This window comes from Colwellia sp. D2M02, assembly GCF_018860755.1.
In the GTDB taxonomy this organism is placed as follows: Bacteria; Pseudomonadota; Gammaproteobacteria; order Enterobacterales; family Alteromonadaceae; genus Colwellia; species Colwellia asteriadis.
This window is the reverse complement of sequence record NZ_JAHKPW010000085.1, coordinates 77,120-90,963: the sequence shown is the minus strand read 5'-3', so window position 1 is coordinate 90,963 and position 13,844 is coordinate 77,120. Positions and strand designations below refer to the sequence as shown.

At 40.3% G+C, this 13,844-nt stretch carries 19 protein-coding genes; 16 read left to right on the top strand and 3 right to left on the bottom strand.

Annotated elements, in window-relative coordinates; translation table 11 throughout:
* Positions 1 to 11: 11 nt before the first annotated feature.
* The 9 genes from rplD (at position 12) to rpsQ (ending at position 4,045) form a co-directional block, all read left to right on the top strand.
* A complete protein-coding gene (rplD, locus tag KO495_RS16415) occupies positions 12 to 617 on the top strand; it encodes a 50S ribosomal protein L4 (RefSeq protein WP_215981484.1) in 606 nt (201 codons plus the stop codon).
* Entirely contained in the window at positions 614 to 916 is a 303-nt protein-coding gene (gene rplW, locus KO495_RS16410; RefSeq protein ID WP_215981483.1) for a 50S ribosomal protein L23, read from the top strand. The genes rplD and rplW overlap by 4 nt, the downstream gene beginning before the upstream one ends.
* Positions 917 to 928: 12 nt before the next feature.
* On the top strand, positions 929 to 1,753 hold the full coding sequence (gene rplB / locus KO495_RS16405) for a 50S ribosomal protein L2 (RefSeq protein ID WP_215981482.1): 825 nt from the start codon (positions 929 to 931) through the stop codon (positions 1,751 to 1,753).
* Between the two features lie 97 nt (positions 1,754 to 1,850).
* A complete protein-coding gene (gene rpsS, locus KO495_RS16400) occupies positions 1,851 to 2,126 on the top strand; it encodes a 30S ribosomal protein S19 (RefSeq protein ID WP_215981481.1) in 276 nt (91 codons plus the stop codon).
* 11 nt (positions 2,127 to 2,137) lie between these two features.
* Positions 2,138 to 2,470: a 50S ribosomal protein L22 gene (rplV, locus tag KO495_RS16395; RefSeq protein WP_215981480.1), complete on the top strand. Its 333-nt coding sequence runs from the start codon at positions 2,138 to 2,140 to the stop codon at positions 2,468 to 2,470.
* A 12-nt stretch (positions 2,471 to 2,482) separates the two neighbouring features.
* Positions 2,483 to 3,178: a 30S ribosomal protein S3 gene (gene rpsC, locus KO495_RS16390; protein ID WP_215981479.1), complete on the top strand. Its 696-nt coding sequence runs from the start codon at positions 2,483 to 2,485 to the stop codon at positions 3,176 to 3,178.
* A gap of 11 nt (positions 3,179 to 3,189) precedes the next feature.
* A complete protein-coding gene (rplP, locus tag KO495_RS16385) occupies positions 3,190 to 3,603 on the top strand; it encodes a 50S ribosomal protein L16 (protein ID WP_215981478.1) in 414 nt (137 codons plus the stop codon).
* Positions 3,603 to 3,794: a 50S ribosomal protein L29 gene (rpmC, locus tag KO495_RS16380; RefSeq protein ID WP_159821672.1), complete on the top strand. Its 192-nt coding sequence runs from the start codon at positions 3,603 to 3,605 to the stop codon at positions 3,792 to 3,794. The genes rplP and rpmC overlap by 1 nt, the downstream gene beginning before the upstream one ends.
* Positions 3,794 to 4,045: a 30S ribosomal protein S17 gene (gene rpsQ, locus KO495_RS16375; protein ID WP_215981477.1), complete on the top strand. Its 252-nt coding sequence runs from the start codon at positions 3,794 to 3,796 to the stop codon at positions 4,043 to 4,045. The genes rpmC and rpsQ overlap by 1 nt, the downstream gene beginning before the upstream one ends.
* Before the next feature lie 82 nt (positions 4,046 to 4,127).
* Here rpsQ and KO495_RS16370 read toward each other — a convergent pair whose 3' ends face one another.
* Positions 4,128 to 4,889 carry a hypothetical protein gene (locus KO495_RS16370; protein WP_215981476.1) on the bottom strand — a complete coding sequence of 254 codons (762 nt, stop codon included), beginning with the start codon at positions 4,887 to 4,889 and terminating at the stop codon, positions 4,128 to 4,130.
* 46 nt (positions 4,890 to 4,935) lie between these two features.
* Between KO495_RS16370 and KO495_RS16365 the strand changes: the two genes are divergently transcribed.
* From KO495_RS16365 to dusC, 5 genes are read left to right on the top strand one after another with little or no spacing between them, the layout of a single operon-like run.
* Positions 4,936 to 5,373, top strand: coding sequence for a GNAT family N-acetyltransferase (locus tag KO495_RS16365; protein WP_215981475.1), 438 nt, complete (start codon positions 4,936 to 4,938; stop codon positions 5,371 to 5,373).
* A gap of 49 nt (positions 5,374 to 5,422) precedes the next feature.
* Complete coding sequence (locus KO495_RS16360) at positions 5,423 to 5,938, top strand: nuclear transport factor 2 family protein (RefSeq protein ID WP_252739026.1); 516 nt, start codon at positions 5,423 to 5,425, stop codon at positions 5,936 to 5,938.
* Entirely contained in the window at positions 5,931 to 6,797 is an 867-nt protein-coding gene (locus KO495_RS16355) for an NAD-binding protein (RefSeq protein ID WP_215981474.1), read from the top strand. The genes KO495_RS16360 and KO495_RS16355 overlap by 8 nt, the downstream gene beginning before the upstream one ends.
* Before the next feature lie 39 nt (positions 6,798 to 6,836).
* The gene (locus KO495_RS16350; RefSeq protein ID WP_215981473.1) at positions 6,837 to 7,118 is read left to right on the top strand and encodes a hypothetical protein; all 282 of its coding nucleotides are present in this window, start codon (positions 6,837 to 6,839) and stop codon (positions 7,116 to 7,118) included.
* Positions 7,118 to 8,059, top strand: coding sequence for a tRNA dihydrouridine(16) synthase DusC (gene dusC, locus KO495_RS16345; RefSeq protein WP_215981472.1), 942 nt, complete (start codon positions 7,118 to 7,120; stop codon positions 8,057 to 8,059). The genes KO495_RS16350 and dusC overlap by 1 nt, the downstream gene beginning before the upstream one ends.
* Positions 8,060 to 8,091: 32 nt before the next feature.
* On the opposite strand, the gene KO495_RS16340 is transcribed toward dusC, so the two are convergent.
* Complete coding sequence (locus KO495_RS16340) at positions 8,092 to 8,991, bottom strand: LysR family transcriptional regulator (RefSeq protein WP_215981471.1); 900 nt, start codon at positions 8,989 to 8,991, stop codon at positions 8,092 to 8,094.
* 148 nt (positions 8,992 to 9,139) lie between these two features.
* On the opposite strand from KO495_RS16340, the gene hutH reads away from it, so the two are divergent.
* Both hutH and KO495_RS16330 read left to right on the top strand, forming a co-directional pair.
* Complete coding sequence (gene hutH, locus KO495_RS16335; RefSeq protein WP_215981470.1) at positions 9,140 to 10,648, top strand: histidine ammonia-lyase; 1,509 nt, start codon at positions 9,140 to 9,142, stop codon at positions 10,646 to 10,648.
* A 25-nt stretch (positions 10,649 to 10,673) separates the two neighbouring features.
* Positions 10,674 to 12,692 carry a urocanate hydratase gene (locus tag KO495_RS16330; RefSeq protein ID WP_252739025.1) on the top strand — a complete coding sequence of 673 codons (2,019 nt, stop codon included), beginning with the start codon at positions 10,674 to 10,676 and terminating at the stop codon, positions 12,690 to 12,692.
* 160 nt (positions 12,693 to 12,852) lie between these two features.
* On the opposite strand, the gene hutC is transcribed toward KO495_RS16330, so the two are convergent.
* Positions 12,853 to 13,584 carry a histidine utilization repressor gene (gene hutC, locus KO495_RS16325; protein WP_215981468.1) on the bottom strand — a complete coding sequence of 244 codons (732 nt, stop codon included), beginning with the start codon at positions 13,582 to 13,584 and terminating at the stop codon, positions 12,853 to 12,855.
* Positions 13,585 to 13,844 lie beyond the last annotated feature (260 nt).

Here is a 13,844-nt window from a genome sequence, read left to right as displayed (position 1 = left end):
GGAGATTTGTGATGGAATTATCATTAAAAGACGCATCAGGCGCTCTTGAAGTTTCTGAAGCAACTTTTGGACGTGAGTTTAATGAAGCTTTAGTACACCAAGTAGTAGTTGCTTATGCAGCTGGCGCTCGTCAAGGTACTCGTGCTCAAAAAACTCGTTCAGAAGTTAGCGGCGGTGGTGCAAAACCATGGCGTCAAAAAGGTACTGGCCGTGCACGTGCTGGTACAACTCGTGGTCCAATCTGGCGTACAGGTGGCGTAACATTCGCTGCTAAACCTCAGGATCACAGCTTAAAAGTTAACCGTAAAATGTATCGTGGTGCTATTGCTAGCATCCTATCTGAATTAGTTCGTCAAGAACGTTTAGTAGTAGTTAACGATTTTTCGGTAGAGACTCCTAAAACTAAAGACTTAGTTGCTAAGTTGAAAGGTTTAGAGCTTAAAGACGTGTTAATCGTAACGAAAGAAGTTGATGAGAACTTATTCTTATCTGCTCGCAACTTATACAAAGTTGACGTTCGTGACGTTGCAGCAATCGACCCTGTAAGCTTAGTAGGTTTCGAGAAAGTTTTAATCACTGCTGATGCAGTTAAAGAAATTGAGGGGATTTTAGCATGATAAACGAAGAACGTTTGTTAAAAGTGCTTTTAGCACCAAATATTTCTGAAAAAGCAACTACTGCCGCTGAAGCAAACAACACTGTTGTTTTCAAAGTAGCTACAGATGCGACTAAAGCTGAAATCAAAGCGGCAGTTGAGAAACTTTTTGAAGTTTCTGTTGACGGTGTTCGCACACTTAATGTTAAGGGTAAAGTAAAACGTACTGGTGCTCGTTTTGGTCGTCGTAACGACTGGAAAAAGGCCTACGTGACTCTTGCAGAAGGTAGTGACATCGACTTCGTTGGCGCGGAATCATAGGAGCAGCTAAAAATGGCTATAGTAAAATGTAAACCTACTTCTCCGGGTCGTCGTCACCTAGTTAAAGTGGTAAACAAAGAGCTTCATACAGGTAAGCCTTACGCACCATTATTAGACACTAAGTCTAAGTCAGGTGGTCGTAACAATAATGGTCGCATTACGGTTCGTCACATTGGTGGTGGTCATAAGCAACATTACCGTATCGTCGATTTTAAACGTCTTAAAGATGGCATTCCTGCTAAAGTTGAGCGTTTAGAATATGATCCTAACCGTAGTGCTAACATTGCGTTAGTTTTATACGCAGATGGTGAACGTCGTTATATCTTAGCCCCTAAAGGCTTAACTGCTGGTGATACAATCATCTCAGGTCCTAACGCTCCTATTAAAGCTGGTAACGCAATGCCGTTACGTAATGCTCCTTTAGGTAGTGTTATTCACGCAATCGAACTTAAACCAGGTAAGGGCGCTCAAATCGCTCGTGCTGCTGGTACTTACGCACAATTAGTTGCGAAAGATGGTGCTTACGTTACTTTACGTCTTCGCTCTGGCGAAATGCGTAAAATCGAAGCAGATTGTCGTGCTACTTTAGGTGAAATCGGCAACGCTGAACACATGCTTCGCTCTCTGGGTAAAGCTGGTGCTTCACGCTGGCGCGGTGTTCGCCCAACAGTTCGTGGTGTTGCCATGAACCCTGTTGATCACCCACACGGTGGTGGTGAAGGTAAAACATCTGGCGGTCGTCACCCGGTATCACCTTGGGGTGTACCAACTAAGGGTTACAAGACTCGTAAGAACAAACGTACAGATAAATTTATCGTACGTCGTCGTACTAAGTAATTAGTGCATTAAATTAATATTCTGATTGTTTGAGCTTAGTTAACTTATGTTAAAAGCTAAGTTCAGCATGAAGAATTGAATAATATAAGGATTCACCATGCCACGTTCCCTCAAGAAAGGTCCATTTATTGACCTACACTTGTTGACGAAGGTAGAGAAAGCGGTGGAAAGCGGGAATAAAAAGCCAATTAAAACTTGGTCCCGTCGTTCAATGATCATTCCAACTATGATCGGATTGACCATCGCTGTCCATAATGGCCGTCAACACGTTCCTGTATTTGTTACCGAAGAAATGATCGGTCACAAATTAGGAGAATTTGCACCAACTCGTACTTATCGCGGCCATGTCGTTGATAAGAAAGCTAAGAGATAGGGGAGATTATAATGGAAGCTAAAGCTATACATAAATTTGCCCGCGGTTCTGCTCAAAAAGCGCGTTTAGTAGCGGATCAAATCCGTGGCGTACATGTTGAGAAAGCACTTGAAATTTTAACTTACAGCAACAAATCAGCTGCTGTTTTAGTTAAAAAAGTACTTAACTCAGCTATCGCTAACGCAGAGCACAACGATGGTGCAGACATTGATGAATTATTCGTTAAAACAATTATGATTGACGATGGTCCAACAATGAAGCGTATTATGCCACGTGCGAAAGGCCGTGCCGATCGTATCATTAAGCGCACTAGTCACATCACTGTGATTGTGTCTGATTCTTAGGAGTATATTAGTATGGGTCAAAAAGTACATCCTACCGGTATACGCTTAGGTATCACGAAACCTTTCGCGTCTACTTGGTTTGCAAACAGCAAAGATTTTGCTGACAACCTAGATGGCGACCATAAGGTTCGCGAATTCTTGAAAGAAAAGCTTAAGCGTGCATCACTATCAAAAGTAGTTATCGAACGTCCAGCTAAATCTATCCGCGTAACAATTCACACGGCTCGTCCAGGTGTTGTTATCGGTAAGAAAGGCGAAGATGTAGAGAAATTACGTTTAGCAGTATCTAAAATTGCTGGTGTTCCTGCTCAAATCAACATCGCTGAAGTACGTAAGCCAGAAATGGATGCGCAGCTTGTTGCTGACAGTATTGCTAGCCAACTTGAACGTCGTGTTATGTTCCGTCGCGCTATGAAGCGTGCAGTACAAAACGCAATGCGTCTTGGCGCTAAAGGCATCAAAGTACAAGTTAGTGGTCGTTTAGGCGGCGCTGATATCGCACGTGCTGAATGGTATCGTGAAGGTCGTGTACCTTTACATACTTTACGTGCTGATATTGACTACGCAACTGCGCGTGGTGACACAACTTACGGTGTTATTGGTGTTAAAGTTTGGATTTTCAAAGGTGAAGTAATTGGTAAAATGCCTCTTAAGGCAGAAGAACCAGCGGCTAAGCCAAAAAGAAAAACTAACCGCAAGCCTAAGTAGAGGAATCAGTAATGTTACAACCAAAACGTACTAAATTCCGTAAGCAATTTAAACTGCGCAACCGTGGTCTTGCACATGTTGGTAGTTCAGTTAGCTTCGGTACTTTCGGTTTGAAATCTGTAGAACGTGGTCGTATGACTGCGCGTCAAATTGAAGCCGCTCGTCGTGCCATGACTCGTCATGTTAAACGTCAAGGTAAAATCTGGATACGCGTTTTCCCTGATAAGCCAATTACTAAAAAACCTCTTGAGGTTCGTATGGGTAAAGGTAAGGGTTCTGTAGAATATTGGGTTTGCCAAATTCTTCCAGGTCGTGTTCTTTATGAAATGGAAGGTGTTTCTGAAGAGTTAGCGCGTGAAGCATTTGCTTTAGCTGCTGCTAAACTTCCATTCAAAACTACCTTCGTAACTAGGACGGCAATGTAATGAAAGCTAGTGAACTTAAAGCAAAAAGCATTGAAGAGCTAAATGCAGAATTACTAGAGCTTCTTCGCGAGCAGTTTAACTACCGCATGCAAGCAAGCACTGGTCAATTAGCACAAACTCATTTGCTAAGAACAGTACGTCGCAATATCGCACGTGTTAAGACTATCATCACTGAAAAGGCAGGTAAGTAATGAGCGAAGCCAAAATCCGCACACTACAAGGCGTTGTTATCAGTAACAAAATGGATAAGTCTATCGTTGTTTTGATTGAGCGTCGTGTTAAGCACCCAATCTACGGTAAATTTATGACGCGTTCAACTAAGTTGAAAGCGCATGATGAAACTAACGTATGTAATGAAGGTGACTTAGTAACTATTAGTGAAGTTGCACCAATTTCTAAGTCTAAAAACTGGAAATTAGTTGACGTAATCACTAAAGCTTAATTTTTATAAATTAGCTTTATATAGTTAACCAAAAGACCTTAGCATTTATTTGCTAAGGTCTTTTTTTATGTCCGCTATAGGGTCATAAGCTACTTGAGATAATGGTTTTTCCATGTTTCCAGAAACCTTTCCAACGATTAAACGTTACTTTATTTAAATAGCTATTTCGTTTTAACAGCGGCTCTGTACGCCAGTGTTCAGGATAAAGGTGGATAATAATATTGCGGTAGTTAGGAATATGGAAATAGATGATCTGATGACTGCTTTGTAGTTGCCCCAAAACGGTTAAAAACAAATTCATTTCATCATCGCTAATATCTGGCAGGTTAATAGTTAAGCAGCTTGTTGTTTGTAAGTGCTCGACTAGTTGCTCGAGCTGTTTAATCACTTCAGTAAAGCTAAACTCATCTTGGCGGTAGATGTCAGATATTATCCAATGATTATTGTTGTGCTGTGTGAGCCATTGTAGGCCGTCACTGTGAATAATAGTATTTTGGCATGACTCTGGATTGAAATATTGTAGGAAGCTGTCAATCACGACTTGGCTTTCTTCAATACTTTGAAATGAAATCTCAGTGGAAAGGTGAGTAATAAAACGCGCAATATTACCTCCGCCTAAGCCAAGTTCAGTGATATTAGTTGGCCGAAATATCAATAATGGTAAAAGAATGGCTATTTGGTGTGGCAATGTCAGTAACCAAGGCTTACGTTTGTGCATAATACTTTGCACAGTTCCACCAAAGTTTAGCCAGCGATAATGTGCATTTTCATAAACAGAGATTGCATCATCGTTTTGACTTAAATAGACTAACCTTCCCTGAGATAAGTGGCGGGTTAACTTCATAAACCTCTGTCTTAAAATAATTTATTAATATTGTTAAGGGTAGCTAATGAATGCGTGCAGGTCACCTGAAAGTGCCATCGAATTTAAGAAGTATTACCAATTACGCTACCAAGTATTGCGGCAGCCGTGGCATCAGCCCTTAGGTAGTGAGCAAGATGAGTTAGAAGATCGCAGTTTTCATCGAATGATTATTAATCATCATGGTGAAGTTTTAGCAGTGGGTCGCCTTGAAGCTATTAACGAAGAAGTCGGTCAAATACGCTATATGGCAGTTGCTCCTCAAGCTCAAGGGCAAGGGCTGGGTCAAGAAATTATCTCCCATTTAGAGCAACAGGCCAAAGCGATAGGGCTTAAATATATTAAACTAAATGCACGTGAGTTAGCGGTAAGCTTTTACGCTAAGCTTGGCTATCAGCAGCAAGGATTTGTTTATCAATTATTTGATGATATTAATCATTATGCTATGACTAAGGTGCTTAAGTGAGCATGACCGAAGCGCAACCACTAAAACTTAAAGTGAGAACAATGCAGCGATGATCAATAAAATAATACGAGTTTGTGTTTTATTAATAGCGGTGAGCTTTAATGTTACCGCGAACCATAATTTAACTAGCACATCAGAAAAAAACACTCAGCAACGTATAAATGAAGTACTTGATTCCTTTCATCAAGCGGCTGGGCAAGCCGATGCTACGCGTTATTTAGCCTTACTGACACCCAACGCTGTTTTTTTGGGGACCGATGCAAGCGAACGTTGGAATAAAGCACAATTCAGTGAATTTGTAACACCTCATTTTACGCGTGGGGATGGTTGGTTATATCAATCGGTTGAAAGAAATATTACTTTGTTAGCTAACGCAGATGTTGCCTATTTTGACGAGCTGTTAACTAATGATAGCTATGGTTTGTGTCGCGGTAGTGGTGTATTAATGAAAACATCAAACGGTTGGAAAATAGCTCAGTATAGTTTATCAGTACCACTGCCTAACCCAATTGCAAAGCAGTTAATTGAGCAAATTAAAGTCTTTAAAGGTAAAGAAAATGAGTAGAGTTAATGGCGATAAGGCGACACGTAAAGATAAATGTGTTGGCATTATTGGTTGTGGTTGGTTAGGTAGCGCGTTAGCGAAAGAATTAATTAACCAAGGCTGTCAGGTCAGTGCTACACGTAGCCGAGAAGAAAGTGTGAATGAACTAAGCGCTCAAGGTATAAACACGCATTTGTTATTCATACCTACTGAGCAAGAAGCGCTGAATAAGCACCGTATATTTGATTGTCAGCAGCTTGTTATTGCTATAACTCCGCAGTTACGACAAGGGCGTATTGATTACCCTGAAAAAATAAAGCAGTTAATTCAAGCCGCAGAGCAAAGCAACGCTGTAAAACAAATTATATTGTTAAGTAGTAGCGCAATTTATAATGGCTTATCGGGAGATGTAACTGAGGAAGTACCTTTGATACTTTCTGCCGATAAGGTGCAACTACTGCATGAAGCTGAGCAAGCTGCATTAGCTTTTGCTCAAGCTGATGGGCAGCGCTGTGCTTATGTGTTGAGATTAGCTGGCTTAGTGGGAGATAGTCGTCATCCAGGTAAGTTTTTAGTCGGAAAAAACAAAACATTAGCTGATGGCGATGCGGCGGTTAACTTAATCCATCAGCAAGATGCCGTTGGTCTTATTTTAGCGTTACTTAATACAAATGCTGCGAGTGGTATTTTTAATGGCGTTAGTAACACTAAAGCGAATAAGCGAGAATATTATCAGCGAGCGGCACAAGCTCTCTCACTACCTGAACCAGTATTCTCTAAGCAAGAAACTAAAACAGATACCCGTGTTGTTAATGGTGATAAAGCACAACGTTTATTATCTTACCAATTTGTTTACCCTGACTTGCTCTCTTGGTTATAATAGCGCTGAAATTTATCAGGCCATGCTATAGAGTAATTTTTGAAGGAATTATCCCAACAACTAATCGAGCGTCATCAAAATAAACTACTGTTTATTGTTATTTGGCTGCATGTTTCTTTATTAAATACTATTAATGTTTCAGGTTACGGACCTATTTTTTTATGGTCTGAAAATAGTCAATTATTTACGGTTTTCATTAACCTTATTGTCGCGAGTATTACCTTGGTATTTTATTTAATTATCAAAAAAATAACTGTTGTACTCTGCGTAAAAAAAAGTACTGATAACTTAAAAAGCCAGCCTAAAAGTAGTTCACCATAATGCGCGTAGTATTAGCGCCAATGGAAGGTGTGTTAGATCATTTGATGCGCGATTTACTAACACGAGTGGGCAATTACGACTTATGTGTTACCGAGTTTGTTCGTGTTGTTGATCAAGTTATTTCTGAACGAGCGTTTTATCGGTACTGTCCTGAACTCAAAGAAGCCGACGCATATGGCTGCACCACACCTGCTGGTACACCTGTACGGGTGCAGTTGTTAGGTCAATATCCTCAATACATGGCTGAAAATGCCGCTAAAGTGATTGAACTAGGTTCAAGTGGTGTGGATATTAACTTTGGCTGCCCAGCTAAAACGGTTAATAAAAGTCGTGGTGGCGCTATTTTACTCAAAGATCCTGACAACCTTTATCAAATAGTGAAAGCGGTTAAAGAAGCGGTACCTGCCGATACTATTGTTAGTGCTAAAATTCGCTTAGGTTATGAAGATAAAAGCCTCGCTATTGAAAATGCACAAGCAGTTGAAGCCGCAGGAGCCAATCAGCTTACGGTACATGCACGTACTAAACTTGAAGGTTATAAGCCACCAGCACATTGGCACTGGATTGCTAAAATCAAAAATGAGATTTCGATTCCTGTTATTGCCAACGGCGATATTTGGAGTTTGGAAGATGCTAAAAAGTGTCGAGAGGTTTCAGGCTGTAAAGATATTATGGTCGGCCGCGGCGCACTTACTATCCCTAACTTGGGTAAAGTAATCAAACAAGAAAGTGAGGTAATGCCATGGTTAGAGGTACAAAGACTCTTGCTTGCTTATACTGAGTTTGAAACCCATGGTGATAAAAGTAAATATTACCCTAATCGCATTAAGCAATGGCTTAAATACTTAAAAAATCATTACTCACAAGCAGATGACTTGTTTAGTGAAATTAGAACGCTAAAAACAGCTGCTGATATCTCTACCGCACTAATTTCAGAGTAGTTTGCTATAAAAAATAAAGCTTACGTGCTGGTTTAAACAGTGACATGGCAGCGCTTAATTTCTTCTATCAGTGCCTTTGCTAACGGTGAAGTATTGTTATTTTTAGAAGAAATTAACATTACTGGAATTTGATAAGAATATTTGTCGGGTAGAATAGGCTTAAATAACCCCTTATCGACCCAATTGTTGGCATAGTATTCAGGTAAGTAACCAATAAACTCACCTGATAATATTAGGTGCGCTATGCCTTCTTCATGATAAGCCGTCGCGCTGTTTTGATAATTTAAGCCGTCGTTTCTAGCTTCTTTATCACGCATATAGTGACTGGTGATCACTTCTGCCTCTTGCAATAACGACTTTATTTCTGAAGGTTTACCGTTGAATAATGGATGCCCTTTTCCGCAATACAAGTAGTTAGTTTCATTGTGTAAAGGGTAATAATCTAAACCGCGTAAATGATGCCGACTAACGCCTAAACCGACTAATGACCGACCATTAATCACCGAGGTTTCTACTTCTCGTGCTTCACATACATTAATATCAAACTGAATGTTATCGCTTTTGGTTTTCAATGCTGAAATAACACGTGCCACGCCACAACGGGGATCGTTGATTAACGTATCAATAGTTGCAATAGTGACACGCCCTGAAAGCTCGTTTTTTGAACTCGCCACAGTACTGGCAAACGCAGCACATTGTTGTAATAACTCTAACGATGCTTGATAAGTGACTCGGCCCATATCTGTAAGTTCGAAACCACTTCGCCCACGACTGCATAACTTTATACCTAAACGAACTTCTAAGTCAGATAAGTGCGCACTTATGGTAGACCGTCCTATATTTAAACGTGACTCTGCTGCGGATAAACCGCCACACTCAACAATGGCGACAAATATTCTAAGGAGTCGTAAATCTACGTCATGAACTTGCATAATAGTTAACTCGTTTTAAGTTGATTTTAGTTCGGTAAATCCGGAATGAATAACGATTATTATGCATTTATGAAACATCTAGAGCAAGTTACAATGCTGTTATAAATAGCACTACGTGCAACAAGAGATAAATTTTAGGAGCCTTAAAATGACGTTTAACTATGGTATTGACCGTTTAAACCTTGATATTGTAAATGGTATTGCTAACGGCAGTATTCAGGCTAAGCTTTGCCAAGAAGCATTAGATAAAATTAATACTAGCCGTCAGCGTGTTGACAAAATGGCAGCTTCCGATAAAGCCGTTTATGGCATAAACACAGGTTTTGGTCCGTTGTGTGATACGCAAATCACACCAGAAGAAACCAATTTATTACAAAAAAACTTACTTATTACTCACGCGGTAGGTGTTGGCGAGCCAATCGCTAAAGCTATCTCTAAGTTAATGTTAATCACTAAAGTTCATGCGTTAAGCCAAGGTTTTTCAGGTATTCGCTTGGAAACTGTTGAAAGAATGTTAGCGTTTATTGAACTTGATTTAATTCCCGTGGTGCCAGAACAAGGCTCAGTTGGTGCGTCGGGTGATTTAGCGCCACTTTCTCATTTGTTCTTACCATTATTAGGTGAAGGTGAATTTTGGAGTAATGAAGAGGGGCAAGGTGATAAAACCGTACCAGCCGCTAAGTTACTTAAAGAGCATGGTTTAGAGCCAATGGAATTACATGCAAAAGAAGGTTTAGCATTAATTAACGGTACCCAGTTTATTTTATCTCATGCTATTACGGCATTAACTAAAATGCGTTACTTATTGGATTTAGCTGATATTACTGGTGCAATGAGTATTGAAGGCATGCAAGGCAGCGAGTCTCCGTTTAGAGCAGAGCTTCATGCAACGCGTCCATTCCCAGGTAACCTCGAGGTTGCTGGGCGCATGAGAAGTTTTTTTAAAGACTCAGAAAATATGGCTGATCATACTCATTGTGATCGCGTACAAGATCCATATTCACTACGATGTATCCCACAAGTTCACGGTGCCTCACGAAATGCTTATCGCCATTTAGAAGAGCTTGCTGAAATAGAAATGAACTCAGTTACCGATAACCCTATTGTTATCAGCAGTGAAGAAGCTATTTCGGGTGGTAGTTTTCATGGCCAACCGTTAGCGATGGTACTTGATTACGCCTCTATTGCTGCAGCAGAATTAGGTAATATTTCAGATCGCCGTTGTTATTTATTGCTTGAAGGCTTACATGGCTTGCCAAGGCTACTAACTAGCTCTGGTGGTTTAAACTCAGGGATGATGATCCCGCAGTACACAACCGCGGCATTAGTAACAGAAAATAAATCACTTTGTTTCCCGCCTTCAGCTGACAGTGTACCCACATCTATGGGACAAGAAGATCATGTCTCTATGGGCAGTATTTCTGGCCGAAAATTAAACCAGATTTTAGGAAATATTGAAAAAATATTGGCGATTGAATTAATGTATGCAGCACAAGCCATAGAGTTCAGACGCCCAAATAAATGCTCAGAGATTATTGAACTTAATCATAAAATAATTAGAGAAAAAGTCGCGAAGCTCGAAGAAGACAGACTGTTAAAACCTGACATTGACGCGATGATTACATTAGTTAAATCACAAGCACTTAAAGTTAACTAAGGCTGCCTTTATCATGGAGACACCAATGAATTCTCAAGAACAAGCGCTTTTAAAAGAGAGCATACAGCAAGGTATTCCTAGCGTATTACCAAAAGCAAAGCCATACCCAGCCGATGCCAATCGTGCCCCTAAACGTAAAGATATCCTTAGCGTTGATGAAAAGCAGTTAGCGGTAAGAAACGCTTTACGTTATTTCCCAAAAGAATGGCACCAAGAGCTCGCAACTGAATTTGCCCAAGAGTTAAAAGATTTTGGCCGTATTTATATGTACCGCTTTAAGCCAAGTTATGACTTAAAAGCGCGTTCAGTGCATGACTATCCAGCCAAATGCCAACAAGCTGCGGCCATTATGTTAATGGTAGATAACAACCTTGACCCTGCTGTAGCACAGCACCCTGAAGAGCTAATTACCTATGGTGGTAACGGTGCGGTGTTCCAAAACTGGGCGCAATACTTATTAGCAATGAAGTATTTAAGTGAAATGGAAAGTGACCAAACTTTACATATTTACTCAGGGCACCCTATGGGCTTATTTCCATCATCACAAGATGCGCCACGTGTTGTTGTTACTAACGGTATGATGATCCCTAACTATTCTCAGCCAGATGACTGGGAAAAATTTAATGCTTTAGGTGTTACGCAATACGGTCAAATGACCGCGGGTTCATTTATGTACATAGGCCCACAAGGCATTGTACACGGTACCACTATCACGGTAATGAACGCATTTCGTAAAGTGTTGAATAAAGGGGAAAGCCCACAAGGCAAAATATTCCTGACTGCGGGGTTAGGCGGTATGAGTGGTGCACAACCTAAAGCCGGTAATATTGCTAATTGTGTAACGGTTTGTGCCGAGGTTAATGCTAATGCGGCAACCAAGCGTCATCAGCAAGGCTGGGTCGACGAATTAATTGATAATATGGATGCCCTTATTAGCCGTGTTAAAACGGCACAGGCGAATGCAGAAGTCGTTTCTATTGCTTATATTGGTAATATCGTTGATGTTTGGGAACGTTTTTATGAACAAGAAATTTATGTGCATTTGGGCTCAGATCAAACCTCACTTCATAACCCTTGGTCAGGCGGTTATTATCCTGTAGATATTAGCTATGAAGAATCAAATCGTTTAATTCGTGAAGAGCCTGAAGTGTTTAAAGAGAAAGTACAGGCAACTTTAAAGCGTCATGCCGATGCTGTAAACAAGCATACTGCGCGTGGCACTTATTTCTTTGACTACGGTAATGCTTTCTTACTTGAAGCATCACGTGCAGGCGGCGATGTTATGGCAGAAAATGGTATTGATTTTAAATACCCGTCATATGTACAAGATATTTTAGGCCCAATGTGTTTTGACTATGGTTTTGGTCCATTTCGCTGGGTTTGTGCGTCAGGTAAGTCTGAAGACTTAGACAAAACTGATGCTATTGCCGCGCAAGTATTGAAAAAAATTATGGCGGATTCTCCTGAAGAAATTCAACAGCAAATGCAAGACAACATCACTTGGATTGAAGACGCTAAACAAAATAAGTTAGTGGTTGGCTCACAAGCGCGTATTCTTTACGCCGATGCTCAAGGTCGTATGGAAATTGCTAAAGCGTTTAATGATGCGATTGAAGCGGGCGAAATTGGCCCAGTAGTTTTAGGTCGTGATCACCATGATGTTTCTGGTACTGATTCGCCATTCCGTGAAACATCAAACATTTATGATGGTAGTCGTTTCACCGCAGATATGGCTATTCACAATGTTATTGGTGATAGTTTCCGTGGTGCAACTTGGGTTTCAATTCATAATGGCGGTGGTGTTGGTTGGGGTGAGGTTGTTAATGGTGGCTTTGGTATGTTGCTTGACGGTAGCGAAGCTGCAGAGCGACGATTAAAGTCTATGTTATTATTCGATGTAAACAATGGTATTGCTCGTCGTAGTTGGGCACGTAATGAAGAAGCTAATTTCGCGATTAAACGTGAAATGGCTCGCACACCTAAACTGAAAGTAACATTAGCTAATTTAGTTGAAGACGATATTTTATCTCAGCTATCGTTTTAACTAACCTAATAACAGGTTGATTATTAAGCTGTAAACAATTAAAAAAGCGCTACGTCAATCACTTTGGCGTAGCGCTTTTTCGTTACTTTATTTTTCAATAAGCGTGTCATTATCAACGAAAGTGCTGTTAACGATATTGGCAGGTAAGAGCGGATTGTCTTTAAAACTTTAAATGGCTACCTAAACGGTATTTGTCACCTGGAGCGGTTAATATAGCAACACTGACAACACCTTGTTTTGACCAAGTTCTTCGTTTTACTTGTAAACAAGGGGTCTGTTTATCAATTTCTAATTGCTCGCATACCACACTGCTTGCTAAAACCGCTTCAATTTCATGTGTTGCTTCAGTTAATGGTGCTACTGATGATAAGTATTCATGTGGGGTGATTTCAGTAAAGTCTTGTAATAAATACTCAGGTACTAAACTCGCATTAACATAGCGTTGCTCTAGCTGAATTGGGTGTTTATTTTCACAATGTAAAATTTCAGAATAATAGACATGCTCATTATTTTTTAAGTTGAGTAAAATAGCGAGTTCTTCAGTGACGGCAATCGACTTCAGTAAGAGTTGTTTAGCATGATGGCTGTGACCACGCTCACTAATTTCATCACTAATATTACGTATTTCTAAAAGAGATGACTGAGATTTAAATGTTGCGACAAAGGTTCCTGCACCTTGAGATCGTACTAAAATACCTTGCTCAGTTAACTCTTGCAACGCGCGCCTTGCGGTCATTCTACTAACGTCAAACTGTTGTGTTAATTCATTTTCAGAGGGCACTTTGGCATTTTGTGGCCATTCGCCTGACTCAATATTTTCGCAAATATATTGTTTTATCACGCTATATTTAGCAGGCTTAACTACTTTTTTGGTGGTACTGGTATCTGCCATTTTTTATCTGAAATTAAGTGAACGTGCTGATAAGATCGCACAAATGCTAAGAAAAGGCAATACTTGTATATACAAGTTGTAAGTGGAGGGGTTTAGCGGTAATATCGCGTTGTGTTAAATGAAAAGCCATACTAGGGGAAGCGCATTAGCTTACATCATGTGTTATGGCGCGAGGGGCTGTTGCTCTTTCGAGATTGTTTTTGCAGATTTTTGTTGAACAGTATTTGCTTAGAATGACTAGGCAACACACTGTCCGCCGC

Excerpts from the sequence above, each read along its gene's own strand:
- rplD (WP_215981484.1), top strand. The coding sequence starts at position 12 with ATGGAATTATCATTAAAAGACGCATCAGGCGCTCTTGAAGTTTCTGAA.
- rplW (WP_215981483.1), top strand. The coding sequence starts at position 614 with ATGATAAACGAAGAACGTTTGTTAAAAGTGCTTTTAGCACCAAATATT.
- dusC (WP_215981472.1), top strand. The coding sequence starts at position 7,118 with ATGCGCGTAGTATTAGCGCCAATGGAAGGTGTGTTAGATCATTTGATG.
- KO495_RS16360 (WP_252739026.1), top strand. The coding sequence starts at position 5,423 with ATGATCAATAAAATAATACGAGTTTGTGTTTTATTAATAGCGGTGAGC.
- KO495_RS16370 (WP_215981476.1), bottom strand. The coding sequence starts at position 4,889 with ATGAAGTTAACCCGCCACTTATCTCAGGGAAGGTTAGTCTATTTAAGT.
- rpmC (WP_159821672.1), top strand. The coding sequence starts at position 3,603 with ATGAAAGCTAGTGAACTTAAAGCAAAAAGCATTGAAGAGCTAAATGCA.
- rplP (WP_215981478.1), top strand. The coding sequence starts at position 3,190 with ATGTTACAACCAAAACGTACTAAATTCCGTAAGCAATTTAAACTGCGC.
- rplV (WP_215981480.1), top strand. The coding sequence starts at position 2,138 with ATGGAAGCTAAAGCTATACATAAATTTGCCCGCGGTTCTGCTCAAAAA.
- rpsQ (WP_215981477.1), top strand. The coding sequence starts at position 3,794 with ATGAGCGAAGCCAAAATCCGCACACTACAAGGCGTTGTTATCAGTAAC.
- rpsC (WP_215981479.1), top strand. The coding sequence starts at position 2,483 with ATGGGTCAAAAAGTACATCCTACCGGTATACGCTTAGGTATCACGAAA.
- KO495_RS16355 (WP_215981474.1), top strand. The coding sequence starts at position 5,931 with ATGAGTAGAGTTAATGGCGATAAGGCGACACGTAAAGATAAATGTGTT.
- KO495_RS16330 (WP_252739025.1), top strand. The coding sequence starts at position 10,674 with ATGAATTCTCAAGAACAAGCGCTTTTAAAAGAGAGCATACAGCAAGGT.
- KO495_RS16365 (WP_215981475.1), top strand. The coding sequence starts at position 4,936 with ATGAATGCGTGCAGGTCACCTGAAAGTGCCATCGAATTTAAGAAGTAT.
- KO495_RS16340 (WP_215981471.1), bottom strand. The coding sequence starts at position 8,991 with ATGCAAGTTCATGACGTAGATTTACGACTCCTTAGAATATTTGTCGCC.
- rplB (WP_215981482.1), top strand. The coding sequence starts at position 929 with ATGGCTATAGTAAAATGTAAACCTACTTCTCCGGGTCGTCGTCACCTA.
- rpsS (WP_215981481.1), top strand. The coding sequence starts at position 1,851 with ATGCCACGTTCCCTCAAGAAAGGTCCATTTATTGACCTACACTTGTTG.
- hutC (WP_215981468.1), bottom strand. The coding sequence starts at position 13,584 with ATGGCAGATACCAGTACCACCAAAAAAGTAGTTAAGCCTGCTAAATAT.
- hutH (WP_215981470.1), top strand. The coding sequence starts at position 9,140 with ATGACGTTTAACTATGGTATTGACCGTTTAAACCTTGATATTGTAAAT.